Below are 25392 nucleotides of genomic sequence, written 5' to 3'. Positions count from 1 at the left end.
AAATCTGTGTCAATTCAAAAAATTGATGGAAAACGTTTATCACAAATGATCATGCAAGGAGCGAATAATTTAACAAACAATGTTCAGCTTGTTGATGCATTAAACGTATTTCCAGTTCCAGATGGCGATACCGGTACAAACATGAACTTATCTATGACTTCAGGTGCGCGTGAAGTGAAAGCAAACCCTTCACAGCATGCTGGTAAAGTCGGCGTAAGTTTAGCCAAAGGATTATTAATGGGAGCTCGTGGTAACTCTGGAGTTATTTTATCTCAGTTGTTCCGTGGTTTCTCTAAATCCATTGAACAAAAAGAAGAATTAACAACAGTTGATTTTGCTGCAGCACTAGAAGCTGGAGTAGAGGCGGCTTATAAAGCGGTTATGAAACCGATTGAAGGAACGATTTTAACGGTTGCAAGAGAAACGGGTAAATATGCAGTAACAGTTGCGAAAAAACAGCGCGACTTTGTTTTGTTTATGGAAGACGTTGTGAAAGAAGCAAACGCATCGTTAAATCGTACGCCAGATTTATTACCTGTATTAAAACAAGTTGGCGTTGTAGATAGCGGTGGTAAAGGTCTTGTAGTGGTATACGAAGGATTTTTAGCTGACTTAAAAGGAGAAACGATTTCTTCTGATGCACCGACGCAACCATCTATGAATGAAATGGTACGCGCAGAACATCACCGTAGTGTACAAAGCCAATTGAGTACAGAAGATATTAAGTATGGATATTGTACGGAGTTCATGGTGAAATTAGAGGCTGAAAAGGTGAAAGAGCATAATTTCTCTGAACAAAAATTCCGTGAAGATATTAGTGTATATGGTGATTCTCTACTAGTTGTATCTGATGATGAAATTGTAAAAGTTCATATCCATGCAGAACATCCTGGAGACGCTATGAACTACGGGCAAAAATACGGTAGTTTAATTAAGATTAAAGTAGAAAATATGCGTGAACAGCATACTGCTTTATTAGATGAACCTACTATGGTTCCTGAACAACCAGCTCAATCGAAAGAAAAACAACCATATGGTATCGTAACTGTAGCTATGGGGTCTGGTATTAAAACTTTATTTGAGAGCATCGGCGCAACGAAAGTTATCGAAGGTGGTCAAACGATGAATCCAAGTACGGAGGATATCGTGAAGGCAATTGAAGAATCAAATGCTGAAAAAATCATTATTTTACCGAATAACGGAAATATTGTAATGGCAGCAGAACAAGCGGCATCAGTTGTAGATCAAGAAGTTATTGTTGTTCGTTCGAAAACAGTTCCTCAAGGTATGGCAGCAATGTTAGCATTTAACCCAGTTGGAACGTTAGAAGAGAATGAAGAAAACATGCAAGAAGCTTTATCTCATGTGAAAACAGGTCAAATTACGTATGCTGTACGTGATACGGAAATTGATGGTGTAGCAATTCAAAAAGATGACTTCATGTGTATTGCAGATGGGAAAATTGTATCTACAAATGCTGAAAAAGTAGGAGCTGCGAAGCAATTACTAGAAGCGCTTATTGATGAAGATTCTGAAATCGTAACGATTCTACAAGGTGAGGATGCAACTGACGAAGAAGTAGCGGAGTTAGTTGAATTTGTAGAAGAGAAATTTGAAGATGCAGAAGTAGAAGTGCATGCTGGAAACCAACCAGTGTATTCTTTCATCTTCTCTGTAGAATAAGATAAGATTCGTTTTGAAAATAAATGGATTACTTACTTGCTAATGGATAAGAAGTAGTAATATGAAGTTTATTACTAGTTTTTATTCAAAAGGCTAGCATATTGAAGAGAGAAAAGAGCCTTGCTGCTAATAGTGAGGCTCTTTTTTACTTGTTTTATATAAGGGATTTGAGTAGTTTCTCTTAGAATGCCTATGATAGAATATATAAGGTGAAAGAGAGCGATTACAGATGCTAATTGGTACTCAAATAAAATGCAATAAAGAAAATAATGTGACGGGGTGTGAGAATCTTGAATGATGTTGTACAAGTTCCTGTTACGGATGTAAAGGGGATCGGAGGAGAAACATCTGAGTTACTACATGAGATGGGTATTTATACAGTTTCTCATCTATTAGAACATTTTCCATACCGTTATGAAGATTATGCGATGAAAGATCTTGCTGAAGTAAAGCATGATGAACGTGTAACGGTTGAAGGGAAGATTCATAGTGCTCCTTTGCTGCAATATTATGGTAAGAAGAAATCGCGTTTAACAGTTCGTGTTCTCGTCGGTCGTTATTTAATTACGGCGGTATGTTTTAATAGGCCTTACTATAAGCAAAAATTAAAGTTAGATGAAACGGTAACGATTACTGGTAAATGGGATCAACATCGTCAAACAATTGCTGTATCAGAACTTCATTTTGGGCCGGTTGTACGTCAACAAGAAGTGGAACCTGTTTATTCAGTAAAGGGGAAACTTACAGTAAAACAGATGCGTCGTTTTATTGCTCAAGCGTTAAAGGAATATGGAGATTCTATAGTCGAAGTGTTACCGGATGGTTTGTTAGGGCGATATAAATTATTACCAAGATATGAAGCGCTTAGGGCATTGCATTTTCCGGTAGGACAGGAAGATTTGAAGCAAGCGCGTCGCCGTTTTGTATATGAAGAATTTTTCTTATTTCAGCTGAAAATGCAAACGCTCCGGAAAATGGAGAGGGAAAATTCAAAAGGGACGAAGAAAGAGATTCCGTCAGTAGAATTACAAGAATTTATCGATGCACTGCCGTTTCCATTAACGGGTGCGCAGCGCCGAGTTGTAGATGAAATTTTGAAAGATATGACATCTCCTTATCGGATGAACCGACTATTGCAAGGTGACGTTGGTTCTGGGAAAACAGTTGTTGCTGCGATTGGCCTTTATGCATCGAAATTAGCCCATTATCAAGGTGCTTTAATGGTTCCTACAGAAATTTTAGCTGAGCAACATTATCAGTCGCTTGCTGAAACGTTTTCGCATTTTGGTATGAAGGTGGAACTGTTAACAAGTTCTGTTAAAGGGGCGAGACGTCGAGAAATTTTAGCGAAGTTAGAACAAGGAGAAATAGATATTCTTGTTGGAACGCATGCCTTAATTCAAGATGAAGTTATATTTCATAGGTTGGGTCTCGTTATTACAGATGAACAGCATCGATTTGGTGTAGCGCAGCGCCGAGTTTTACGGGAGAAAGGTGAAAGTCCAGATGTATTATTTATGACAGCGACACCAATTCCGCGTACGCTTGCAATTACTGCATTTGGAGAGATGGATGTTTCGATAATCGATGAGATGCCAGCAGGTAGAAAGGTGATTGAAACATACTGGGCAAAACATGATATGTTAGATCGCGTTCTCGGTTTCGTTGAAAAGGAGATAAAAAAAGGAAGACAGGCATACGTTATTTGTCCTTTAATTGAAGAATCTGAGAAACTTGATGTGCAAAATGCTATCGACTTACATAGTATGCTGACGCATCATTACCAAGGGAAATGCCAAGTTGGATTGATGCATGGGAGATTATCGTCTCAGGAAAAAGAAGAGATAATGGGACAGTTTAGTGAAAATAAAGTACAAATTCTTGTATCGACAACAGTTGTTGAAGTAGGTGTGAACGTACCGAATGCGACTGTAATGGTTATTTATGATGCAGAACGTTTCGGTTTATCGCAGCTTCATCAGCTTAGAGGGCGTGTCGGCCGTGGTAGTGAACAATCATATTGTTTATTAATAGCAGACCCTAAATCAGAAACAGGGAAAGAAAGAATGCGCATAATGACTGAAACAAATGATGGATTTGTATTGTCAGAAAAAGATTTAGAATTACGAGGTCCTGGAGATTTCTTTGGGAGTAAGCAAAGTGGCTTACCAGAATTTAAGGTTGCTGACATGGTACATGATTATCGAGCGTTAGAAACAGCAAGGCAAGATGCGGCGATACTAGTAGATTCAGAAGCGTTTTGGCATAATGATCAGTATGCTGCCTTGCGTACGTATCTTGATGGGACAGGTGTGTTCCAAGGAGAGAAGCTCGATTAAAGGGAGTCAACAAAAGTTTTTGTTGCATTCTACTTTTAATGATTATATACTACTGTTAGTACCTAGTCATAAAAATGGATGGTGCGGTATGAAAAAAAGAAGAAGTAAAAAAGAAAGACAAGAGTTATTACAACAAACAATCGAATCAAATCCTTTTATTACGGATGAAGATTTAGCGGAAAAATTTCAAGTGAGTATACAAACAGTACGACTTGATCGTATGGAATTGTCTATTCCTGAATTAAGAGAGAGAATTAAACATGTAGCTACAAAGCAACATGAAGAAGATGTGAAATCTTTACCGTTAGAAGAGGTTGTTGGAGAAATTATTGATATTGAATTAGATAGACATGCAATCTCTATCTTTGAAGTAAAGATAGAACATGTATTTAAAAGAAATCAAATTGCTCGTGGGCATCATCTGTTTGCGCAAGCAAACTCACTAGCTGTTGCGGTTATTGATGAAGAATTAGCTTTAACTGCAAAGTCTACCATTCGATACATTCGCCCTGTAAAATTAGGAGAGCGTGTTGTTGCAAAAGCGCGCGTTGAAGATGTAGAGAATGATAAAGGACGGACGGTTGTCAAAGTGCGTAGCTTCGTTGGAGAAGAACTTGTTTTTACAGGCACTTTTGAAATGTATCGATCTAGTAATTATAGTGAGGAAGGTAACAACTTATGAAAATCGCAATAGATGCAATGGGCGGAGATCACGCTCCAAAGGCTGTAGTATTAGGGGCAATGAAAGCTATTAAGGAATATTCTGATTTACATATTACGTTAGTAGGGAAAGAAGAGGAAATTCGTCAATACTTAACGAGTGATGAACGAATTACTATTCTTCATACAGACGAAAAAATAGAATCAACGGAGGAACCAGTAAGAGCGGTTCGTCGAAAAAAACAAGCTTCAATGGTGCTTGCGGCACAACAAGTAAAGGATGGAGAAGCAGACGCTTGTATATCCGCAGGTAGTACGGGAGCTTTAATGGCAGCTGGATTATTTGTAGTCGGTCGTATGGAAGGAATTGAGCGACCAGCTTTATCGCCTACAATGCCAACTGTAGATGGAAAAGGTTTTGTTATGTTAGATGTTGGAGCAAATGTTGATGCAAAACCAATTCATTTATATCAATATGCAGTAATGGGATCTGTTTATGCTGAGAAGGTAAGAGGAATTGAAAATCCTCGCGTTGGACTATTAAACGTTGGAACAGAGGATGGAAAAGGAAACGAGCTTTCAAAGCAAGTATTTGCAATGCTTAAAGATGCGCCAATTAATTTCGTTGGGAACGTTGAATCAAGAGATTTATTGCAAGGTGTAGCAGATGTTGTTGTATGTGATGGTTTTACAGGGAATGTAGCGTTGAAATCATTAGAGGGAACAGCACTTGCGCTATTCTCTATGTTGAAAGAACAGTTAATGAGTTCATTTACGAGCAAATTAGCAGCGGCGGTATTAAAGCCAAAACTTATGGTATTAAAAGATAAAATGGATTATTCGGAGTATGGAGGAGCTGCATTATTTGGATTGAAAGCACCTGTCATTAAGGCTCATGGTTCTTCTAATGACCAGTCGATATTTAGTGCGATTCGTCAAACGAGAGAAATGGTAGCGAAAGAAGTAATTCCTACGATTTCAAGCGTAATGGAGAAAGAGTCACTCCAATAAGAGGAGGATTTGAAATGGGAAAAATAGCATTTCTTTTTCCGGGCCAAGGTTCACAGGCAGTTGGAATGGGTAAACAATTAGCAGAGAATAATAAAGAGGTTGCAAAAGTGTTTGCAAAAGCAGATGAGGTGTTGGAAGATTCACTTTCAGAAGTGATTTTTGAAGGACCGCAGGAAAAGCTTACATTAACAACAAATGCGCAGCCTGCATTATTAACAACGAGTTTTGCTATTTTGACAGCTTTGAAAGAGTATGACATTACACCTGACTTTGTCGCTGGTCATAGTTTAGGTGAATATAGTGCTCTTGTAGCAGCTGGTGCATTAACTTTTGAAGATGCTGTATATGCTGTAAGGAAACGTGGCGAATATATGGAAGAAGCTGTTCCGGGCGGGGAAGGCGCAATGGCAGCTATATTAGGTGCTGACCCACATATGCTGAAACAAGTTACAGAAGAAGTAACAAGTGAAGGATATGCAGTGCAAATCGCTAATATGAATAGTACCAAGCAAATTGTGATTTCTGGAACGAAGCAAGGCGTAGAGGTTGCTTCTCAAAGAGCGAAAGAAAATGGTGCAAAGAGAGCGATTCCACTAAAAGTAAGTGGGCCATTCCATTCTTCACTTATGAAGCCGGCAGCTGAGAAGTTCCAAAGTGTTTTAAATGAAATTACAATTCATGACACGAATATTCCTGTTATTGCAAATGTTACGGCGGAAGTTATTACACGTGGTGCAGACATTCAAGAAAAGTTAATTGAGCAGCTTTATTCGCCTGTATTATGGTACCCGTCTATTGAATATATGGTGAGCCAGGGAGTAGATACGTTTATTGAAATTGGACCTGGAAAAGTACTTGCTGGACTTATGAAGTCAATTGATTCATCAGTAAAAGCATATGCGATATACGATGAAGAGACATTAAAAGATACCATTTCAAATTTGAGAGGAGAAAACTGATGTTAAAAGGGAAGGTAGCATTAGTAACTGGCGCTTCACGTGGAATTGGTCGCGCGATTGCGATCGATTTAGCGAAACAAGGGGCAAATGTAGTAGTAAATTATGCTGGTAATGAACAAAAAGCAAATGAAGTAGTAGATGAAATTAAAAAATTAGGTTCTGATGCAATTGCGGTAAGAGCAGATGTTGCAAATGCTGATGATGTTACAAATATGGTGAAACAAACAGTAGATACATTTGGACAAGTTGATATTCTTGTAAATAATGCTGGTGTAACGAAAGATAATTTATTAATGCGTATGAAAGAAGAAGAATGGGATACAGTTATTAATACAAACTTAAAAGGTGTATTCTTATGTACAAAAGCAGTATCTCGTTATATGATGCGTCAACGTCACGGTAGAATTATAAACATCGCTTCGGTTGTTGGTGTTATAGGAAACCCAGGACAAGCTAACTATGTTGCTGCTAAAGCGGGTGTTATTGGATTAACAAAAACATCTGCAAAAGAGTTAGCAAGTCGAAATATTACAGTGAATGCAATTGCGCCGGGCTTTATTGCGACTGATATGACGGATGTACTAGATGAGAATATTAAAGCCGAAATGTTAAAAGTTATTCCAGCTGCTCAATTTGGTGAAGCGAAAGATATCGCGAATGCTGTAACGTTTTTTGCTTCTGATCAAAGCAAATATGTTACAGGTCAAACGTTAAATGTTGATGGCGGTATGGTAATGTAATAAAAGAATCGATTTCACCTAGTTTTTTTGGTCAATATTTAATATAATATTTGAGGGGAGGTGAATGGAATGGCAGATGTTTTAGAGCGCGTAACAAAAATCATCGTTGATCGTTTAGGAGTAGAAGAGACTGAGGTAGTACCAGCTGCAAGCTTCAAGGAAGATTTAGGAGCAGACTCCCTAGATGTAGTAGAACTTGTAATGCAATTAGAAGATGAATTCGAAATGGAAATTTCTGATGAAGATGCTGAAAAGATTGCTACTGTTGGCGATGCTGTGACTTACATAGAGAGTCATCTATAATGCTTAAGTGAAGTCCCGTTTTTTAGCGGGGCTTTCTGGCTTATATCTGGAGGGACCTATGCCGTACCGAAAATATAGAGAAAAAAAATACGAAACAAAATATCGTGAAGCATTTAAAGTGTTTCAAGAAAAGATAGGTATTACGTTTACAGATGAAAAATTATTGATTCAAGCATTTACGCATTCATCGTATGTGAATGAGCATCGAAAAAAACCGCATGAAGATAATGAGCGTCTTGAATTTCTTGGAGATGCAGTATTGGAACTGACTGTATCGCAGTATCTGTTTCAAAAATATCCGACAATGAGCGAAGGAGAGTTAACAAAACTACGTGCAGCTATTGTATGTGAGCCATCTCTTGTTCGTTTTGCGAACGAATTGTCATTTGGTAGCCTTGTTTTATTAGGAAAAGGTGAAGAAATGACAGGTGGACGTGAACGACCAGCTTTATTAGCGGATGTCTTTGAAGCGTTTATTGGTGCCCTTTATCTTGATCAAGGGCTAGAAACAGTTTGGGAATTCTTAAAAGAAATTGTATATCCGAAAATTAATGAGGGTGCTTTTTCTCATGTGATGGATTATAAGAGTCAGTTGCAAGAATTGATTCAGCGTGATGGCAGTGGCAATGTTGAGTATCAAATTTTGCAAGAAAAAGGACCAGCTCACAATCGAGAATTTGTGTCACGTGTTACGTTAAATAACGTAGCTTTAGGTCTTGGTAGTGGTAAGTCGAAAAAAGAAGCAGAGCAACAAGCTGCTGCAGAAGCATTGAAAAAATTAAAAGAACAACTATAAGGAATCCCCCTTTGAATGAGGGGGATTCCTTGTGCATAGAATGAAACTTTCTTTTTGTTTATAATGAAAAAGAAGGTAAATCCGTATAATACTTGTTTTTGTATAGAGAACATTTATAACGACGGAGAATAGGAGGAAGGCCTTTCGTGTTTTTAAAAAGATTAGAAATAGCAGGGTTTAAGTCTTTTGCTGAGCGTGTATCTGTTGATTTTGTCCCAGGTGTAACTTCTGTAGTAGGACCTAATGGAAGCGGGAAAAGTAATATTACTGATGCAATTCGCTGGGTACTTGGTGAACAATCTGCAAAATCATTACGTGGTGCAAAGATGGAGGATATTATTTTTGCAGGCAGTGATACGAGGAGAGCGGTTAATGTTGCTGAAGTAACAATAACTTTAAATAATGAAGATCAACGTTTACCAATTGAATACAATGAGGTGTGTGTAACACGTCGTGTATCTCGTTCAGGTGATAGTGATTTTTATATTAATAAACAATCATGTAGATTGAAAGATATTATCGATTTATTTATGGACTCTGGTATGGGAAGAGAAGCTTTTTCAATTATTAGCCAGGGGAAAGTGGAAGAGATTTTAAGTAGTAAGTCAGAAGAGCGTCGAGGTGTATTTGAAGAAGCGGCAGGCGTACTAAAATACAAACTTCGCAAAAAGAAAGCTGAAGGGAAATTAGCAGAAACACAAGAAAACTTAAATCGTGTACAAGATATAATTCATGAATTAAGTAGTCAAGTAGAACCTTTAGAAAGACAAGCTTCTATTGCGAAAGATTATCTTGAGAATAAAGAAGAATTAGAGAAAGTAGAAGCCGCGCTTATTGTCCATGAAATTGAAGAATTGCACGAGAAATGGGAAGCGCTTCGAAATCAGTTTGGGCATAATAAAAACGAAGAAGCTAAAATGTCAACGAATTTACAAAAAAGTGAAGAAGAGCTTGAGGAATTACGAGGACAATTACAAGCGGTAGATGAGTCTGTAGACTCGTTGCAAGAAGTACTTCTTCTTTCTAGTAAAGAGCTAGAAAAACTTGAAGGGCAGCGTGAGTTGTTAAAAGAGAGAAAGCAAAATGCTACGACGCATTGTGCGCAACTTGAGCAGTTAATTGTTGAATTAACAGAGAAAGCTAAAAGTTACGATGGTGAGATTGAGTCAAGTACAGAAGCTTTAATGCAATTTGTGAATGAAGTAAAAGAGTTGGAGCAAAAATTGCATGATAATGAGCAACTGCTTGCTACTTTTGCTGACAATTTAGAGGAACAGATTGAGAATTTAAAAGGTGACTATATTGAGCTTTTAAATCAACAAGCTAGTCATCGTAATGAATTATCTATGATTGAAGAACAATCTAAACAGCAAACGTCTAAAAACGAGCGTCTAGATGAAGAGAATGCGAAATATGTAGAAATGCGTATGGAAATTACAGCGAAAAAGACGAAACTTGTAGAAAGTTACGAACAAGCGAAAGAAAAAGTAGCTGGCATTCTCTCAAACATACAGAAGACAGAGGCGGCGCTTGGGAAATGTAAGACGCAGTATAGTGAAAATGAAACAAAACTGTATCAAGCATATCAATTTGTGCAACAGGCACGTTCTCGAAAAGAAATGCTTGAAGAGATGCAAGAAGATTATTCTGGATTCTATCAAGGTGTACGTGAAGTATTGAAAGCTAGAGAAAATAGGTTGCAAGGTATCGAGGGTGCTGTTGCGGAACTGTTAACGGTACCGAAAGAATACGAAGTTGCAATGGAAATTGCTCTAGGTGCAGCGATGCAGCACATTGTTGTACAAACAGAGGAGCATGCTCGTAATGCGATAGCATTTTTAAAGCAAAATAAACATGGACGTGCAACGTTTTTACCGCAAGCTGTTATTAAAAGCAGGTCTTTATCATTTGAGCAATTACGCATTGCAAATCAACACCCATCGTTTGTAGGTGTGGCGGCAGAACTTGTGCAGTACAACAATAAATATGAAAATGTAGTTTCAAATTTATTAGGTACGGTTATTGTTGCGAAAGATTTACGCGGAGCAAATGAGTTGGCGAAACAACTGCAATACCGTTATCGCATTGTAACAATCGAAGGTGATGTAGTGAATCCTGGCGGTTCTATGACTGGTGGGGCGGTAAAGCAAGCGAAATCTTCTTTATTAGGACGCCAACGTGAACTGGAAGAGTGGACTCGCAAGTTAACTGATATGGAAGAAAAAACAATGAAGTTAGAAAACTTTGTTAAAGCAGTAAAACAAGAGATTCAAGAAAAAGAAGTGAAAATACGCGAACTAAGGCAAACTGTAGAAGTAGATCGTGTAGATGAGCAGAAATTAAGAGAAGAGATTAATCGTCTAGAATTAGAAGAACATCGTATTAATGATCGATTGTCTATTTATGATTTAGAGATTGAAGGGTTTTTACAAGATCGAGTAAAAATGCAAGGGCGTAAAGAGGAGTTAGAAGGGATTTTAACGAATCTTCAAGCTGATATCACTAAGTTAGATAGTAAAATTGTAGCTTTAACAAAACAAAAAAGTGAGCAACATTCTTCGAAAGAAAAAGTTCAAAAAGAAATGACGGAGTTAAAAGTTCTGGTAGCTGAAAAGCAACAACGCTTATTTAATCAAAAAGAAAAAGTTGAACGATTGACGAAGGAAAAAGAAGAAACGGATGCGACACTTGTAAAAACGAAAGAGGATTTAGCGTTCTTAAAACAAGAAATGACATCTAATTCAAGTGGTGAAGAGCAAATTACGAATATGATTGAGAAGAAAGCATATGATCGTAATCAAACTTCAGAATTAATTCGCTCTCGTCGTGAACAACGTGTATCGTTGCAAGAGAGGGTAGAACATTTAGAGCGCAATTTGAAAGAAACGACAGGTAAACATAAATATATTCTTGAAATGTTGAAAGATCAAGAAGTGAGAATAAATCGACTTGATGTAGAGTTGGAAAATAGATTACAACATTTACGTGAAACATATACGATTTCATTTGAAGCGGCAAAACTAAAATATACAATGACAATGCCTGCAGAAGATGCGCGTAAGAAAGTAAAATTAATCAAATTATCTATAGAAGAGTTAGGTACAGTGAACCTAGGGGCAATTGATGAATATGAACGTGTAGCGGAGCGTCATACATTCTTACTAGAGCAGAGAGACGACCTAGAAGAAGCGAAAGCGACATTGCACCAGCTTATTACCGAAATGGATGAAGAAATGAAAAAACGCTTTTCTACTACGTTTGAAGGCATTAGAATGGAGTTTCAATCGGTATTCTCTGAATTATTTGGAGGCGGTAGAGCGGATTTAGTAATGACTAATCCAGAGGATTTACTAAATACGGGTATTGATATTGTAGCACAACCGCCAGGGAAGAAACTGCAGAACTTAGGTTTACTTTCAGGTGGAGAGCGTGCTTTAACAGCAATTGCGCTTTTATTTGGTATTTTAAAAGTACGCCCAGTACCATTCTGTGTACTAGATGAGGTAGAGGCAGCCCTTGATGAGGCGAATGTAGCTCGTTTTGCACAGTATTTAAAGAAATTCAGTAATGAGACGCAGTTTATTGTAATTACACATAGAAAAGGTACAATGGAAGAGTCTGATGTGTTGTACGGTGTAACAATGCAAGAATCAGGGGTATCTAAACTTGTTTCGGTTCGTTTAGACGCCGGAGAAGAACTTGTTGCAAGTGAATAGGAAGGATGGGAAAGTATGAGTTTTTTTAAAAAACTAAAAGAAAAAATTTCAAAACAAACGGATACAGTTACAGAGAAATTTAAACAAGGATTAGAAAAAACGAGAAATTCATTTGCGGATAAAGTGAATGATTTAGTGTATCGTTACCGTAAAGTGGACGAAGATTTTTTCGAAGAGTTAGAAGAAATCTTAATCGGTGCAGACGTTGGCGTTGCGACGGTAATGGAATTAATTGACCAATTGAAAGAAGAAGTACAACGTCGTAACATTCAAGATCCAAAAGAAGTACAAGCTGTTATTTCAGAAAAACTAGTAGGAATTTACAAAGGCGACAGCGATTTTAGTAACGAAATTAATATGCAAGAGGACCAATTAACGGTTGTTTTATTTGTTGGTGTTAATGGTGTAGGAAAAACGACGACAATTGGTAAACTGGCGCATAAGTTTAAATCAGAAGGTAAGTCAGTCCTATTAGCGGCAGGAGACACATTCCGTGCTGGAGCGATTGAACAATTAGAAGTATGGGGCGATCGCGTTGGTGTAGAAGTGATTAAACAAGGATCTGGATCTGATCCAGCGGCGGTTATGTATGACGCTGTACAAGCTGCGAAAGCACGTAAGGTAGATGTATTACTATGTGACACAGCAGGACGCTTGCAAAATAAAGTAAATTTAATGAAAGAATTAGAGAAGGTGAAGCGTGTAATTGAGCGTGAAGTACCAGGTGCTCCTCATGAAGTATTACTTGTTATTGATGCAACAACAGGACAAAACGGTTTAAGCCAAGCGAAAACATTCCGTGAAGCAACGAATGTAACTGGTATTGTTTTAACGAAGTTAGATGGAACTGCTAAAGGTGGTATTGTATTAGCGATTCGTAACGAAATGGATGTACCAGTGAAGTTTGTTGGATTAGGAGAGCAAATGGATGACTTGCAACAGTTTGATCCAGAACAATATGTGTATGGTTTATTTGCGAACTTAGTAGAAACAGAAGAAGTATAAGTGAAAGGAGCGGTATTTCCGCTTCTTTTTCTATAAAAAATATATGATGTTAAGAAAAAAACTTGACACTCTTTTGGACTACATGTAAACTAATTCATGTAAAGGGAAATCACTTAACAAAGGATGATCCAACATGCTCGAAAAAACAACGAGAATGAACTATTTATTTGATTTTTATCAATCGTTGTTAACGCAAAAACAAAGAAGTTATATGTCGCTTTATTATCTAGATGATTTATCTCTTGGTGAAATTGCGGAAGAATTTGATGTAAGTCGCCAAGCCGTGTATGATAACATTAAACGGACTGAAGCGATGCTTGAAGAATATGAAGAAAAATTAGTATTACTTCAAAAGTTTCAAGAGCGACAGCGACTTGTTGCAAAGCTAAAACAGCTAATCAGCGAAGAAGAGCATGTGAATGAAGAAATGAAACAAGTTGTTGAAGCTATCGAAAAATTAGATTAGGAGGGCGGCAATATGGCATTTGAAGGATTAGCCGACCGACTTCAACAGACAATGCAAAAAATCCGCGGCAAAGGAAAAGTTTCTGAAGCCGATGTGAAAGAAATGATGAGAGAAGTTCGTCTAGCTCTTTTAGAAGCAGATGTTAACTTTAAAGTAGTAAAAGATTTTGTGAAGCGTGTGTCTGAACGTGCTGTCGGACAAGATGTAATGAAAAGTTTGACACCTGGACAACAAGTAATTAAAGTTGTACAGGAAGAACTTACAGAACTTATGGGCGGAGAGCAAAGCAAAATTGCTGTTGCTAATAAGCCACCGACTGTTATTATGATGGTTGGTCTGCAAGGTGCGGGTAAAACAACGACGACAGGTAAGCTTGCGAATTTGCTTCGTAAAAAGCATAACCGTAAACCGATGCTTGTTGCAGCGGATATTTACCGTCCAGCAGCGATTAAACAGCTTGAAACATTAGGGAAGCAATTGGACATGCCTGTATTCTCTTTAGGAGATCAAGTAAGTCCTGTTGAAATTGCGAAACAAGCGATTGCAAAAGCAAAAGAAGATCATCACGATTATGTTTTAATCGATACAGCGGGTCGCCTGCATATTGATGAAGAACTAATGGATGAATTAGCGAAAGTTAAAGAAGTTGCGAAACCGGATGAAATTTTCCTTGTTGTCGATGCGATGACGGGACAAGACGCGGTAAATGTTGCACAAAGTTTCCATGAACAGTTAGGTTTAACAGGTGTTGTATTAACGAAATTAGATGGTGATACGCGCGGTGGTGCTGCATTATCTATTAAGGCTGTAACAAACACGCCGATTAAATTTGCTGGTATGGGTGAAAAACTAGATGCAATTGAAGCGTTCCATCCAGAGCGTATGGCATCCCGTATTTTAGGGATGGGCGATGTCTTAACATTGATTGAAAAAGCGCAAGCTACAGTTGATGAAGAGAAAGCGAAAGAACTTGAGCAAAAAATGCGTACGCTTTCGTTTACGCTTGACGATTTCCTAGAACAACTTGGACAAGTGCGTCAACTTGGGCCACTTGATGAATTGTTAGGAATGCTTCCTGGTGCAAATAAAATTAAAGGGCTGAAAAATGCACAAGTTGATGAAAAACAAATTGGGCATATTGAGGCAATTATTCGTTCTATGACTAAATTAGAACGAGAACAACCGGAAATAATCAATGCTAGTCGCAAAAAGCGCATTGCCAAAGGTAGCGGTACAACTGTACAAGAAATCAATCGTCTAATTAAACAATTCGATGACATGAAAAAAATGATGAAGACGATGACGGGAATGCAAAAAGGTAAGAAAAAAGGACTAGGTGGATTGAAGTTTCCATTCATGTAAGGAAAAAAAGATGGCTCTGTTAAGAAAAAATACTTTACAAAGCAATAGTCTTTTTGCTAATATAATTATCTGTGTGAAATAAATTCGGAGGTGCTTTATAAATGGCAGTTAAAATTCGTTTAAAACGTATGGGAGCTAAAAAAACTCCTTTCTATCGTGTAGTTGTTGCAGATTCTCGTTCTCCTCGTGACGGACGTTTCATTGAGGAAATCGGAACTTACAATCCAGTTGCTCAACCAGCTGAAGTTAAGATCAACGAAGAAGCAGCATTAAAATGGTTAGGAAATGGTGCTAAACCATCTGATACAGTTCGTAACTTATTCTCTAACCAAGGTATCATGGAGAAATTCCACTTATCTAAACAAGGTAAGTAATTGAGGCAATGACTATGAAGAAGTTAGTCGAGACGATTGTCAAGCCTCTTGTCGATTATCCTGAAGATGTAAAAGTTACACAGGAACTTTGCAACGGAGAGATAAAGTATCGATTAACTGTACATCCTGAGGATGTTGGAAAAGTCATTGGAAAGCAAGGGAGAGTTGCGAAAGCGATTCGAATGCTCTTGTATTCAGTGGGACATCATAATGATGAAAAAGTAACACTGGAAATTCAATAAACGTAAAAAAGGGCGAGGAGTTATTCCTCTCCCTTTTTTAACATTTAAATAGAGAGTGCATGTTCCATCTGTGAAATGGAGATGCTTAATTTATATAGAAACCAGGGGTGACATACTATTTATGACAAAATGGTTTAACGTAGGGAAGATTGTAAATACTCATGGCGTAAGAGGAGAAATCCGTGTTATTTCTCGTACTGATTTTCCAGAAGAGCGATATAAAGTAGGAAACACGTTATACATATCGAATGAGAAAGGCACAGACTGCCTTCCGGTGAAGGTAACTTCTCATCGCCAACATAAGACATTCGATTTATTAACATTTGAAGGATATAACAATGTAGATGAAGTAGAGAAGTTTAAAGGTTCTTTAATAAAAGTACCAGAAGAGCAGTTAGGTGAACTTGCTGAAGGTGAATACTACTATCATGAAATTATTGGTTGCAGTGTTGTAACGGAAGAAGGAGAAGCGCTAGGGACAATCAAAGAGATTCTATCTCCTGGTGCAAATGATGTTTGGGTAATTAAACGCCCGAAGGGTCAAGATCTCTTAATTCCTTATATCGATGACGTTGTACTTCAAGTTAATATTGAAAATAAATTAGTAACCATTCATGTAATGGAAGGGCTGCTATAATGAAAATTGATATTTTAACGTTGTTCCCAGACATGTTTACCGGTGTATTTGGATCTTCTATATTAAAGAAGGCGCAAGAAAAAGAAGCGGTAAACCTTCGTGTTGTTAACTTTCGTGATTATACAACAAGTAAGCATAATAGCGTAGACGATTATCCTTACGGCGGAGGAGCTGGTATGGTGCTTACTCCTCAGCCTATTTTTGATGCTGTAGAAGATTTGACGAAAGAGACAGAGCGTAAGCCTAGAGTTGTCTTAATGTGTCCGCAGGGCGAAAGATTTACGCAGAAGAAAGCGGAAGAGCTTGCAGGGGAAGAACATTTGATCTTCGTATGTGGGCATTATGAAGGGTATGACGAACGAATTCGTGAGCATCTCGTAACGGATGAGATTTCTATTGGTGACTATGTATTAACGGGCGGAGAATTAGCCTCTATGGTTATTACTGATAGTGTTGTACGTCTCTTGCCAGGTGTGCTAGGAAATCATGCTTCACAAGTAGAGGATTCGTTTAGTACAGGTTTATTAGAGCATCCTCATTATACACGTCCGGCTGATTTTCGTGGTATGAAGGTACCGGATGTATTAATGTCAGGGAATCATAAAAACATTGATGAATGGCGACATAAGGAATCTTTGCGTCGAACGTATACGCGTAGACCTGATTTGTTAGATGAGAGAGAGTTATCTAAACAAGAGAAAAAATGGCTTGAGGAAATAAAGCGAGAGCAGTAATAACTTCATATATTTGCTATTGCAACAGGCCTAGTAATATGCTATTATAACATTTGTGCTACTGAAATCAGTAGCCGTATTAACGATGTTCCGCTGTAATTTATTAAGACTTTATAAGAGCATCTGTTTAAAGGAGAGAATTTAATATGCAACAATTAATCGCAGAAATTACAAAAGGCCAATTAAAAACTGACCTTCCTTCATTCCGTCCTGGTGACACTTTACGTGTACACGTAAAAGTTGTTGAGGGAACTCGTGAAAGAATTCAGCTTTTCGAAGGTGTTGTAATTAAACGTCGTGGTGGCGGAATCAGTGAAACATTCACAGTTCGTAAGATTTCTTACGGTGTAGGTGTTGAGCGTACATTCCCAGTTCACACGCCAAGAATCGCGAAAATCGAAGTACTTCGCCGTGGTAAAGTACGTCGTGCTAAGTTATACTACTTACGTAACCTTCGCGGTAAAAAAGCACGTATTAAAGAAATTCGATAAGACATGTATGGGAGCTTGTAAATGCACAAGCTCCCTTTTTCCAATCTATATGAAATTTTGGTATAATACGAGCAGTTTACATAACCGTGGAGGGGAAATGCATGAAAAAAGAGAAGAGTTCACTTTGGGAATGGATTAAAGCAATTTTGATTGCTGTTGTATTAGCTGGTGTTATTAGACAGTTTTTCTTTGCGCCAATTCTCGTAGACGGGGTATCGATGGCACCTACTTTACATGATCGTGATCGAATGATTGTGAATAAAATTGGTTATCACATTGGAGATCCAAAACGCTTTGATATTATCGTATTTCGAGCAACAGAAGATAAAGATTACATTAAGCGCATTATAGGCCTGCCAGGCGATGAAATAGAGTATCGTAATGATAAACTGTATGTTAACGGAAAGGCTTATGAGGAGCCGTATTTAGACAAGCAGAAAAAGCAAATTGCTGATGGACCGCTTACATATGATTTTAATCTTGAAGAAATGACAGGCAAGAAAACCGTTCCAAAAGATCAATTATTTGTTTTAGGTGATAATCGTCGTTTTAGTAAAGATAGCCGTTCAATCGGTACGATTTCAATGGATCAAGTAATTGGTAAAGCTAATATGTTATATTGGCCGTTAGAAGACGCACGTATTGTGAAATAAATGAAAAAGAAGGTGGCAACATGGTAATTCAATGGTTTCCAGGGCATATGGCGAAGGCTAGACGCCAAGTAACGGAGAAATTAAAATTAATTGATGTTGTAATTGAACTTGTAGATGCTCGATTACCATTATCATCTCGAAACCCAATGATTGATGAAATCATTACACATAAGCCAAGGCTTGTTGTTTTAAATAAAGCGGATATGGCGGATGATCGTTTAACAAAACAATGGATCGCATATTTTAAAGAAAAAGGCCATATGGCAATTTCGATTAACGCGCAAGCTGGACAAGGTATGAAGGAAATTGCAGCAGCTTGTAAAGTGCTTGTTAAAGAAAAATTTGATAAAATGGTTGCAAAAGGTATTAGACCGAGAGCGATTCGTGCATTAATTGTAGGTATACCAAATGTTGGTAAATCTACATTGATTAATAAATTGGCAAAGAAAAATATTGCTAAAACAGGAGATCGTCCAGGTGTGACAACAGCTCAACAATGGATTAAAGTTGGGAAGGAAATGGAATTGTTAGATACACCAGGTATTCTGTGGCCTAAATTTGAAGATCAATTAGTGGGTCTTCGTTTAGCGACAACGGGTGCAATTAAAGATTCAATTTTAAATTTACAAGATGTAGCTGTTTACGCATTACGTTTTATGGAGAAACATTATCCAGAACGCTTGAAAGAACGCTATAATTTAAATGAGATTCCAGAAGATATTGTGGAATTATTCGATGCAATTGGAAAAAATAGAGGCTGCTTAATGGGCGGCGGAATGATTGATTATGATAAGACATCTGAGCTTGTGCTTCGTGAGCTTCGTGGTGGCAAACTTGGAAAAATGACGTTTGAAACACCGGAAGAGTTTGGAGAGCAAGTGGAAGATGTGGAAAAAATAGAAGAAGTATAAGACGTGCGTTTGTGCGTCTTTTCTTTTTGGATATGTTTAAAAAGGAGCTTGTATAAATGCAAACTATGACGATAAAAGAAGCGGAAAATGTATTGAAAGAAATTATGAATGAAGAAGATGATCGCTTTCAACTGTTAATGAAAGATGATCGAAAAGGTGTTCAAAAGCTCGTTTTGAAGTGGTATAAACAAAAAGAGTTAGAACAGAAAGAAAAAGAGAAGTTTTTTGAAATGTCCAAGTATGAAAATGCTTTGCGTGAAAAAGGGGTCACATATATCGCGGGTATTGATGAAGTAGGGCGTGGGCCATTGGCTGGGCCTGTTGTGACGGCAGCTGTCGTTCTTCCTGAGGATTTTTATATTCCAGGGTTAAATGACTCGAAAAAGTTGAGTGAAGCGAAACGTGAGCGTTTTTATGATGAAATAAAAGTACAAGCAATTGCAATTGGAGTAGGAATTGTATCACCGCAAGTTATTGATGATATTAATATTTACCAAGCAACGAAACAAGCGATGTTAGATGCAGTTGCAAATTTATCTTGTACACCCCAACATTTATTAATTGATGCGATGAAGCTTCCTACACCAATTCCGCAAACATCAATTATTAAAGGTGATGCGAAAAGTGTTTCGATTTCAGCAGCATCCATTATAGCAAAAGTAACGAGAGATCGTATGATGAAAGAACTGGGAGAGAAGTATCCTGAATATGGATTTGAGCAACATATGGGATATGGCACAAAGCAACATTTAGAGGCAATTGAAGTGCATGGAGTACTAGATGAACACCGCAAGTCATTCGCACCAATTAAAGATATGATTCAAAAATAAGCTGTAAATATACAGCTTATTTTTTTATTTTGGCATATAAACATTACTATTTTCGAAAAAGAATAAAGCGATTTCAGTTTTCTGACACTTTATTGTAGACAGCGTGCCAATCATCTTATACAATGGCAATGTAATGTTTTTTAAACATTAAAAAACTTTTCGAGTAAAACAGGAAAACAGGGGAGGATGGGACCATGAATATCCATGAGTACCAAGGTAAGGCAGTCCTTAGAAGCTATGGGGTTAGCGTTCCGAACGGGAAGGTTGCATTTACAGTAGAAGAAGCTGTAGAAGCAGCGAAAGAATTAGGAACAGATGTATGTGTAGTGAAAGCACAAATTCACGCTGGTGGACGCGGCAAAGCTGGCGGAGTAAAAGTTGCAAAAAATTTAGATGAAGTTCGTACATATGCAGAAAGCATTTTAGGAACTACACTTGTGACACATCAAACAGGTCCTGAAGGTAAGGAAGTAAAACGCTTACTTATCGAAGAAGGTTGCGATATTAAAAAAGAATATTATGTAGGTCTAGTTTTAGATCGTGCAACTTCTCAAGTTGTTTTAATGGCGTCTGAAGAAGGCGGAACAGAAATTGAAGAAGTAGCAGAAAAAACACCTGAAAAAATCTTTAAAGAATATATTGATCCAGCAGTAGGCTTGCAAGGTTTCCAAGCGCGCCGAATTGCATTTAACATCAATATTCCAAAAGAGCTTGTAGGACAAGCTGTGAAGTTTATGATGGGCTTATATCGTGCGTTTATCGAAAAAGATTGCTCTATCGCTGAGATTAACCCACTTGTTACAACAGGCGAAGGTAAAGTTATGGCATTAGATGCAAAATTAAACTTTGATTCTAATGCGTTATATCGCCATAAAGACATTTTAGAGCTTCGTGATCTTGATGAAGAGGATTCAAAAGAAATTGAAGCTTCAAAATACGACTTAAACTACATTCCTTTAGATGGAAATATCGGTTGTATGGTTAATGGTGCAGGTTTAGCGATGGCTACAATGGATATCATTAAACATTACCACGGTGACCCAGCTAACTTCTTAGATGTTGGTGGCGGTGCAACTGCAGAAAAAGTTACAGAAGCATTCAAAATTATCCTTTCTGACAAAAATGTAAAAGGTATCTTCGTTAACATTTTTGGTGGCATTATGAAGTGTGATGTTATTGCAGAAGGTGTTATTGAAGCAACGAAACAAGTAGGTCTTGAGTTACCTTTAGTTGTACGTCTTGAAGGCACAAACGTAGAACTAGGTAAGAAAATTTTAAATGAGTCTGGCTTAAATATTGTTGCAGCAGAATCTATGGCAGACGGTGCACAAAAAATTGTTTCACTAGTGGGCTAATAGAAAGCGGGGGAGAAAAATGAGCGTATTAGTTAATAAAGATACAAAAGTTATTGTTCAAGGTATTACAGGTTCTCAAGGTTTATTCCATACAAAACAAATGATTGAATACGGTACGAAAATTGTCGGTGGTGTAACACCAGGTAAGGGCGGCACTGATATTGAAGGTGTACCAGTATTTGATACAGTAGAAGATGCAGTGAAAGCAACAGGCGCAAACGCTTCAGTTGTATACGTTCCACCCGCTTTTGCGGCAGATGCAATTATGGAAGCTGTTGATGCAGAAATTGATTTAGTAGTATGTATTACTGAAGGGATTCCTGTATTAGATATGGTAAACGTAAAGAGATATATGGCGGGTAAACATACACGTTTACTTGGACCAAACTGCCCAGGTGTAATCACACCAGATGAATGTAAGATTGGTATTATGCCAGGATATATTCATAAAAAAGGTCATGTTGGTATCGTATCTCGCTCTGGTACATTAACTTATGAAGCTGTACATCAGTTAACACAAGAAGGTATTGGCCAATCTACTGCTGTAGGTATCGGCGGAGACCCTGTTAACGGTACAGACTTTATTGATGCGTTAAAAGCATTTAATGAAGATGAAGAAACACATGCTGTAATTATGATTGGTGAAATCGGCGGTACAGCAGAAGAAGAGGCAGCTGAATGGGTAAAAGCTAATATGACAAAACCTGTTGTAGGCTTCATTGGTGGTCAAACAGCGCCTGCTGGCAAACGTATGGGCCATGCTGGTGCAATCATTTCTGGCGGTAAAGGAACTGCTGCTGAAAAGATTAAAACAATGGAAGCTTGTGGCATTAAAGTAGCTGAAACTCCAGCAGTTATGGGAGAAACGCTAATCTCTGTTTTAAAAGAAAAAGGTTTATTTGAGACTTGTAAAAACTATTAATCTGTTGAAAGACACCTTCTTACTTGAGGGTGTCTTTTTACACTTTTTTCTGTTTACATAATAAAAATTATGGGTAAGGAGAATCAAGATGAAAAGAGAGAGATTATTACATCTTCATTACTTGCTAGCAGATTATTGGAAAGCGATGGAGAGGCTACTATATGTCGATCCAGAATTAAAGAACATATATAAATTTAACGAAAAACAAATGGAACACTACACTGGAATATCCTCGAAAAAATCTTCAGAACTAGTAAAATTTCTTCAAAGTTCAAATCTTCCGCAATATATATCTTATTTAGAGAGAAATCGTATTTTTTATATAACGATATGGGATGAAGATTATCCGCAATTATTACGTGAAATACAAGACCCTCCCTTCGTTTTATATGGAAAAGGAGAGAAAGATTTCCTGAATAAAGTAAATAAATTAGCAGTTGTTGGAACGAGAGAACCATCATTATATGGTCATGAGAGTTTGAAGTTTATTTTACACCCTTTATTAGAAAGAGAGTGGCTTATTGTCAGTGGGTTTGCAAAAGGGATAGATACAATGTCTCATGAGATTACAGTAAGGCATCATCGCCCGACTATTGCGATATTAGGGCATGGATTGTCTTTTATGTATCCGAAAGAAAATAGACATTTATATGAAATGTGGAAGGAATATATATTGTTATTGACAGAGTATCCGCCGCACTATGCACCGAAAAAATGGTATTTTCCAAAAAGGAACCGGATTATTAGTGGTATAAGTAAAGGTGTTTTAGTTGTAGAAGCGAAATCGAGAAGTGGAACACTTATTACTGCAGACCTTGCGTTAGAGCAAAATAGAGAGGTGTTTGCGCTTCCTGGACCTATATTTATAGAGGGGGCATCGGGAACGAATCATCTTATTCAGCAAGGAGCAAAACTAGTAAGAAATGCAGAAGATATCTTGGAAGAGATTTTAAATTAATCTTATATTTTTATGTTTTTATTAAACAATTATTGACAAATGGTAGATTGGCACTGTATGGTATATTCATTCTTGATTGACAAAAACAAGAGAAATCAATAAGATTAATGAAGACTTGAATCCACCTCTTAAGGAGGCACTAGCATGTCAGATTACCTCGTAATCGTGGAGTCGCCTTCTAAGGCGAAGACCATTGAGAAATATTTAGGGAAAAAATACAAAGTTGTCGCGTCTATGGGACATGTTCGCGATTTGCCAAAAAGTCAAATGGGGATAGAAGTAAAGAACAACTTCACCCCGAAGTATATTACCATTCGTGGTAAAGGTCCCGTCTTAAAAGATTTAAAATCAGCGGCGAAAAAAGCAAAGAAAGTCTATCTCGCGGCCGATCCAGACCGTGAAGGGGAAGCGATTGCTTGGCATTTAGCGAATACGTTAAATGTGGACGTTGAATCAGATTGTCGGGTTGTGTTTAATGAGATTACGAAAGATGCAATCAAAGAATCATTTAAACATCCTCGTGCAATTAATATGGATTTAGTGGATGCACAACAAGCAAGACGTATACTTGATCGTCTTGTTGGTTACAATATTAGTCCTTTATTATGGAAGAAAGTAAAAAAAGGATTAAGTGCAGGACGTGTACAATCTGTAGCAGTTCGTTTAATCATCGAGCGTGAAAGGGAAATTCAAAACTTTGAACCTGAAGAATTCTGGACAATTAAAACAGAATTTGTAAAAGGAAAAGACACATTTGAAGCAAGCTTTTACGGTGTAGATGGTGAAAAAGTTCAATTAACAAATGAAATGCAAGTGAATGAAATAATTGAACAGATGAAAGACAATGCGTTTTCAGTTGAAAATGTAACGCGCAAAGAGCGAAAACGTAATCCTGCATTACCGTTTACAACATCTTCCTTGCAACAAGAAGCAGCACGTAAGTTAAACATGCGAGCAAAGAAAACAATGATGCTTGCACAGCAATTGTATGAAGGGATAGATCTTGGAAAACAAGGAACTGTAGGTCTTATTACGTATATGAGAACTGATTCAACACGTATCTCAGAAACAGCTCAAACAGAGGCTCGTACTTACATCACTGAAGCGTATGGTACGGAATACATAGGAACAGAAAAGAAGAAAGAAACGAAAAAGTCAAATGCACAAGATGCGCATGAGGCAATTCGTCCTACTTCAGTAATGAGAAAGCCAGAGGAACTAAAAAGTTTCTTAGGTCGTGATCAACTTCGATTATATAAATTGATTTGGGAGCGATTTGTTGCAAGTCAAATGGCGTCTGCTATAATGGATACTGTGACAGCGAGACTCATTAATAACAATGTTCAGTTCCGTGCAAGTGGATCGGTTGTAAAGTTCCCAGGATTTATGAAAGTGTATGTAGAGTCAAAAGATGATGGTGCTGAGGAAAAGGATAAGATGTTGCCACCTTTAGAAGTAGGGGAAACTGTATTTTCAAAGGATTTAGAACCAAAGCAACATTTTACACAACCTCCTCCGCGCTATACAGAGGCTCGCCTAGTAAGAACACTTGAAGAACTTGGAATTGGAAGACCGTCAACATATGTACCTACACTTGAAACAATTCAAAAGCGTGGGTATGTAGGTTTGGATAATAAACGCTTCGTTCCGACTGAACTTGGTGAAATAGTAATTGAACTTATTTTAGAGTTTTTCCCAGAAATTATTAACATTGAATTTACTGCCAATATGGAGCAAAGCCTTGATGAAGTAGAAGAAGGAAATGCGAATTGGGTAAAAATTGTTGATGATTTCTACGTAGGTTTTGAACCGCGTTTAGAAAAAGCGGAAAAAGAAATGCGTGAAGTGGAAATTAAAGATGAACCAGCTGGGGAAGATTGTGAATTATGTAATCACCCAATGGTCTTTAAAATGGGTAAATACGGGAAATTTATGGCTTGCTCGAATTTCCCAGATTGTCGTAATACAAAGCCGATTGTGAAAGAAATCGGTGTTACTTGTCCAAAGTGTGATAAGGGTCAAATTATTGAACGCCGTAGTAATAAAAAGAAACGTCTTTTCTATGGGTGCGGTACGTATCCGGAATGCGACTTTGTATCTTGGGATAAGCCAATTGGTCGTAAGTGTCCGAAGTGCGAAGGCATGCTTGTAGAGAAAAAGTTGAAAAAAGGCGTGCAAGTACAATGTATTTCGTGCGATTATGAAGAAGAACAACAAATGTGAGCGTAACTGCTCACATTTTTTT

The 25392-nt window shown here is 37.6% G+C and carries 24 protein-coding genes; all 24 read left to right on the top strand.

Annotated features, from left to right (window positions below; genetic code table 11):
* Nucleotides 1-6: 6 nt before the first annotated feature.
* Nucleotides 7-1683: a DAK2 domain-containing protein gene (locus GBN91_RS00410; RefSeq protein WP_152121204.1), complete on the top strand. Its 1677-nt coding sequence runs from the start codon at nt 7-9 to the stop codon at nt 1681-1683.
* Nucleotides 1684-1973: 290 nt separating this feature from the next.
* On the top strand, nt 1974-4022 hold the full coding sequence (recG, locus tag GBN91_RS00405) for an ATP-dependent DNA helicase RecG (RefSeq protein ID WP_001000813.1): 2049 nt from the start codon (nt 1974-1976) through the stop codon (nt 4020-4022).
* An 88-nt stretch (nt 4023-4110) separates the two neighbouring features.
* Nucleotides 4111-4704, top strand: coding sequence for a transcription factor FapR (gene fapR / locus GBN91_RS00400; protein WP_000747348.1), 594 nt, complete (start codon nt 4111-4113; stop codon nt 4702-4704).
* A complete protein-coding gene (gene plsX, locus GBN91_RS00395; RefSeq protein ID WP_000684100.1) occupies nt 4701-5693 on the top strand; it encodes a phosphate acyltransferase PlsX in 993 nt (330 codons plus the stop codon). The genes fapR and plsX overlap by 4 nt, the downstream gene beginning before the upstream one ends.
* A 14-nt stretch (nt 5694-5707) precedes the next feature.
* Complete coding sequence (fabD, locus tag GBN91_RS00390; RefSeq protein ID WP_000515900.1) at nt 5708-6652, top strand: ACP S-malonyltransferase; 945 nt, start codon at nt 5708-5710, stop codon at nt 6650-6652.
* A complete protein-coding gene (gene fabG / locus GBN91_RS00385) occupies nt 6652-7392 on the top strand; it encodes a 3-oxoacyl-[acyl-carrier-protein] reductase (RefSeq protein ID WP_000911773.1) in 741 nt (246 codons plus the stop codon). Before fabD ends, fabG begins: the two co-directional genes overlap by 1 nt.
* 69 nt (nt 7393-7461) lie before the next feature.
* On the top strand, nt 7462-7695 hold the full coding sequence (gene acpP / locus GBN91_RS00380; protein WP_000786062.1) for an acyl carrier protein: 234 nt from the start codon (nt 7462-7464) through the stop codon (nt 7693-7695).
* Nucleotides 7696-7753: 58 nt separating this feature from the next.
* A complete protein-coding gene (rncS, locus tag GBN91_RS00375) occupies nt 7754-8491 on the top strand; it encodes a ribonuclease III (protein WP_001146875.1) in 738 nt (245 codons plus the stop codon).
* 146 nt (nt 8492-8637) lie between these two features.
* Entirely contained in the window at nt 8638-12207 is a 3570-nt protein-coding gene (gene smc, locus GBN91_RS00370; RefSeq protein ID WP_000478974.1) for a chromosome segregation protein SMC, read from the top strand.
* 15 nt (nt 12208-12222) lie between these two features.
* Entirely contained in the window at nt 12223-13212 is a 990-nt protein-coding gene (gene ftsY / locus GBN91_RS00365; RefSeq protein WP_000007655.1) for a signal recognition particle-docking protein FtsY, read from the top strand.
* A 133-nt stretch (nt 13213-13345) separates the two neighbouring features.
* Entirely contained in the window at nt 13346-13678 is a 333-nt protein-coding gene (locus tag GBN91_RS00360) for a putative DNA-binding protein (RefSeq protein WP_000891062.1), read from the top strand.
* A 12-nt stretch (nt 13679-13690) separates the two neighbouring features.
* Nucleotides 13691-15040: a signal recognition particle protein gene (ffh, locus tag GBN91_RS00355; RefSeq protein WP_000863460.1), complete on the top strand. Its 1350-nt coding sequence runs from the start codon at nt 13691-13693 to the stop codon at nt 15038-15040.
* Between the two features lie 101 nt (nt 15041-15141).
* Nucleotides 15142-15414: a 30S ribosomal protein S16 gene (gene rpsP, locus GBN91_RS00350; protein WP_000268750.1), complete on the top strand. Its 273-nt coding sequence runs from the start codon at nt 15142-15144 to the stop codon at nt 15412-15414.
* Nucleotides 15415-15428: 14 nt separating this feature from the next.
* Nucleotides 15429-15656 (top strand): KH domain-containing protein, encoded by a 228-nt coding sequence (locus tag GBN91_RS00345; RefSeq protein WP_000737401.1) that lies wholly within the window; start codon nt 15429-15431, stop codon nt 15654-15656.
* A gap of 121 nt (nt 15657-15777) precedes the next feature.
* Nucleotides 15778-16293, top strand: coding sequence for a ribosome maturation factor RimM (gene rimM, locus GBN91_RS00340; protein ID WP_152121203.1), 516 nt, complete (start codon nt 15778-15780; stop codon nt 16291-16293).
* Nucleotides 16293-17027, top strand: a complete 735-nt coding sequence (gene trmD / locus GBN91_RS00335; RefSeq protein ID WP_000686903.1) for a tRNA (guanosine(37)-N1)-methyltransferase TrmD — start codon at nt 16293-16295, stop codon at nt 17025-17027. Before rimM ends, trmD begins: the two co-directional genes overlap by 1 nt.
* Nucleotides 17028-17173: 146 nt before the next feature.
* Nucleotides 17174-17518: a 50S ribosomal protein L19 gene (gene rplS, locus GBN91_RS00330; protein ID WP_001186516.1), complete on the top strand. Its 345-nt coding sequence runs from the start codon at nt 17174-17176 to the stop codon at nt 17516-17518.
* A gap of 101 nt (nt 17519-17619) precedes the next feature.
* Complete coding sequence (gene lepB, locus GBN91_RS00325; protein ID WP_000711853.1) at nt 17620-18171, top strand: signal peptidase I; 552 nt, start codon at nt 17620-17622, stop codon at nt 18169-18171.
* Nucleotides 18172-18191: 20 nt separating this feature from the next.
* Entirely contained in the window at nt 18192-19082 is an 891-nt protein-coding gene (gene ylqF / locus GBN91_RS00320; RefSeq protein ID WP_000236704.1) for a ribosome biogenesis GTPase YlqF, read from the top strand.
* Between the two features lie 56 nt (nt 19083-19138).
* Nucleotides 19139-19912, top strand: coding sequence for a ribonuclease HII (locus tag GBN91_RS00315; RefSeq protein ID WP_001194265.1), 774 nt, complete (start codon nt 19139-19141; stop codon nt 19910-19912).
* A 194-nt stretch (nt 19913-20106) separates the two neighbouring features.
* On the top strand, nt 20107-21267 hold the full coding sequence (gene sucC / locus GBN91_RS00310; RefSeq protein ID WP_001020791.1) for an ADP-forming succinate--CoA ligase subunit beta: 1161 nt from the start codon (nt 20107-20109) through the stop codon (nt 21265-21267).
* Between the two features lie 19 nt (nt 21268-21286).
* A complete protein-coding gene (gene sucD, locus GBN91_RS00305; protein WP_000115178.1) occupies nt 21287-22189 on the top strand; it encodes a succinate--CoA ligase subunit alpha in 903 nt (300 codons plus the stop codon).
* Nucleotides 22190-22277: 88 nt separating this feature from the next.
* Complete coding sequence (gene dprA, locus GBN91_RS00300; protein ID WP_000818043.1) at nt 22278-23147, top strand: DNA-processing protein DprA; 870 nt, start codon at nt 22278-22280, stop codon at nt 23145-23147.
* Between the two features lie 144 nt (nt 23148-23291).
* Nucleotides 23292-25370, top strand: a complete 2079-nt coding sequence (gene topA, locus GBN91_RS00295; protein ID WP_152121202.1) for a type I DNA topoisomerase — start codon at nt 23292-23294, stop codon at nt 25368-25370.
* Nucleotides 25371-25392: the final 22 nt, after the last annotated feature.

The sequence above is a fragment of the Bacillus sp. B1-WWTP-T-0.5-Post-4 genome (genome assembly GCF_009183795.1).
Lineage (GTDB): Bacteria > Bacillota > Bacilli > Bacillales > Bacillaceae_G > Bacillus_A > Bacillus_A cereus.
This window is presented reverse-complemented; position numbering and strand designations above follow the sequence as displayed.

Bases quoted from the DNA above. Each gene is read 5' to 3' on its own strand.
- fapR (WP_000747348.1), top strand. From the start codon at position 4,111: ATGAAAAAAAGAAGAAGTAAAAAAGAAAGACAAGAGTTATTACAACAA.
- plsX (WP_000684100.1), top strand. From the start codon at position 4,701: ATGAAAATCGCAATAGATGCAATGGGCGGAGATCACGCTCCAAAGGCT.
- fabD (WP_000515900.1), top strand. From the start codon at position 5,708: ATGGGAAAAATAGCATTTCTTTTTCCGGGCCAAGGTTCACAGGCAGTT.
- fabG (WP_000911773.1), top strand. From the start codon at position 6,652: ATGTTAAAAGGGAAGGTAGCATTAGTAACTGGCGCTTCACGTGGAATT.
- acpP (WP_000786062.1), top strand. From the start codon at position 7,462: ATGGCAGATGTTTTAGAGCGCGTAACAAAAATCATCGTTGATCGTTTA.
- rncS (WP_001146875.1), top strand. From the start codon at position 7,754: ATGCCGTACCGAAAATATAGAGAAAAAAAATACGAAACAAAATATCGT.
- ftsY (WP_000007655.1), top strand. From the start codon at position 12,223: ATGAGTTTTTTTAAAAAACTAAAAGAAAAAATTTCAAAACAAACGGAT.
- GBN91_RS00360 (WP_000891062.1), top strand. From the start codon at position 13,346: ATGCTCGAAAAAACAACGAGAATGAACTATTTATTTGATTTTTATCAA.
- ffh (WP_000863460.1), top strand. From the start codon at position 13,691: ATGGCATTTGAAGGATTAGCCGACCGACTTCAACAGACAATGCAAAAA.
- rpsP (WP_000268750.1), top strand. From the start codon at position 15,142: ATGGCAGTTAAAATTCGTTTAAAACGTATGGGAGCTAAAAAAACTCCT.
- GBN91_RS00345 (WP_000737401.1), top strand. From the start codon at position 15,429: ATGAAGAAGTTAGTCGAGACGATTGTCAAGCCTCTTGTCGATTATCCT.
- rimM (WP_152121203.1), top strand. From the start codon at position 15,778: ATGACAAAATGGTTTAACGTAGGGAAGATTGTAAATACTCATGGCGTA.
- trmD (WP_000686903.1), top strand. From the start codon at position 16,293: ATGAAAATTGATATTTTAACGTTGTTCCCAGACATGTTTACCGGTGTA.
- rplS (WP_001186516.1), top strand. From the start codon at position 17,174: ATGCAACAATTAATCGCAGAAATTACAAAAGGCCAATTAAAAACTGAC.
- lepB (WP_000711853.1), top strand. From the start codon at position 17,620: ATGAAAAAAGAGAAGAGTTCACTTTGGGAATGGATTAAAGCAATTTTG.
- ylqF (WP_000236704.1), top strand. From the start codon at position 18,192: ATGGTAATTCAATGGTTTCCAGGGCATATGGCGAAGGCTAGACGCCAA.
- GBN91_RS00315 (WP_001194265.1), top strand. From the start codon at position 19,139: ATGCAAACTATGACGATAAAAGAAGCGGAAAATGTATTGAAAGAAATT.
- sucC (WP_001020791.1), top strand. From the start codon at position 20,107: ATGAATATCCATGAGTACCAAGGTAAGGCAGTCCTTAGAAGCTATGGG.
- sucD (WP_000115178.1), top strand. From the start codon at position 21,287: ATGAGCGTATTAGTTAATAAAGATACAAAAGTTATTGTTCAAGGTATT.
- dprA (WP_000818043.1), top strand. From the start codon at position 22,278: ATGAAAAGAGAGAGATTATTACATCTTCATTACTTGCTAGCAGATTAT.
- topA (WP_152121202.1), top strand. From the start codon at position 23,292: ATGTCAGATTACCTCGTAATCGTGGAGTCGCCTTCTAAGGCGAAGACC.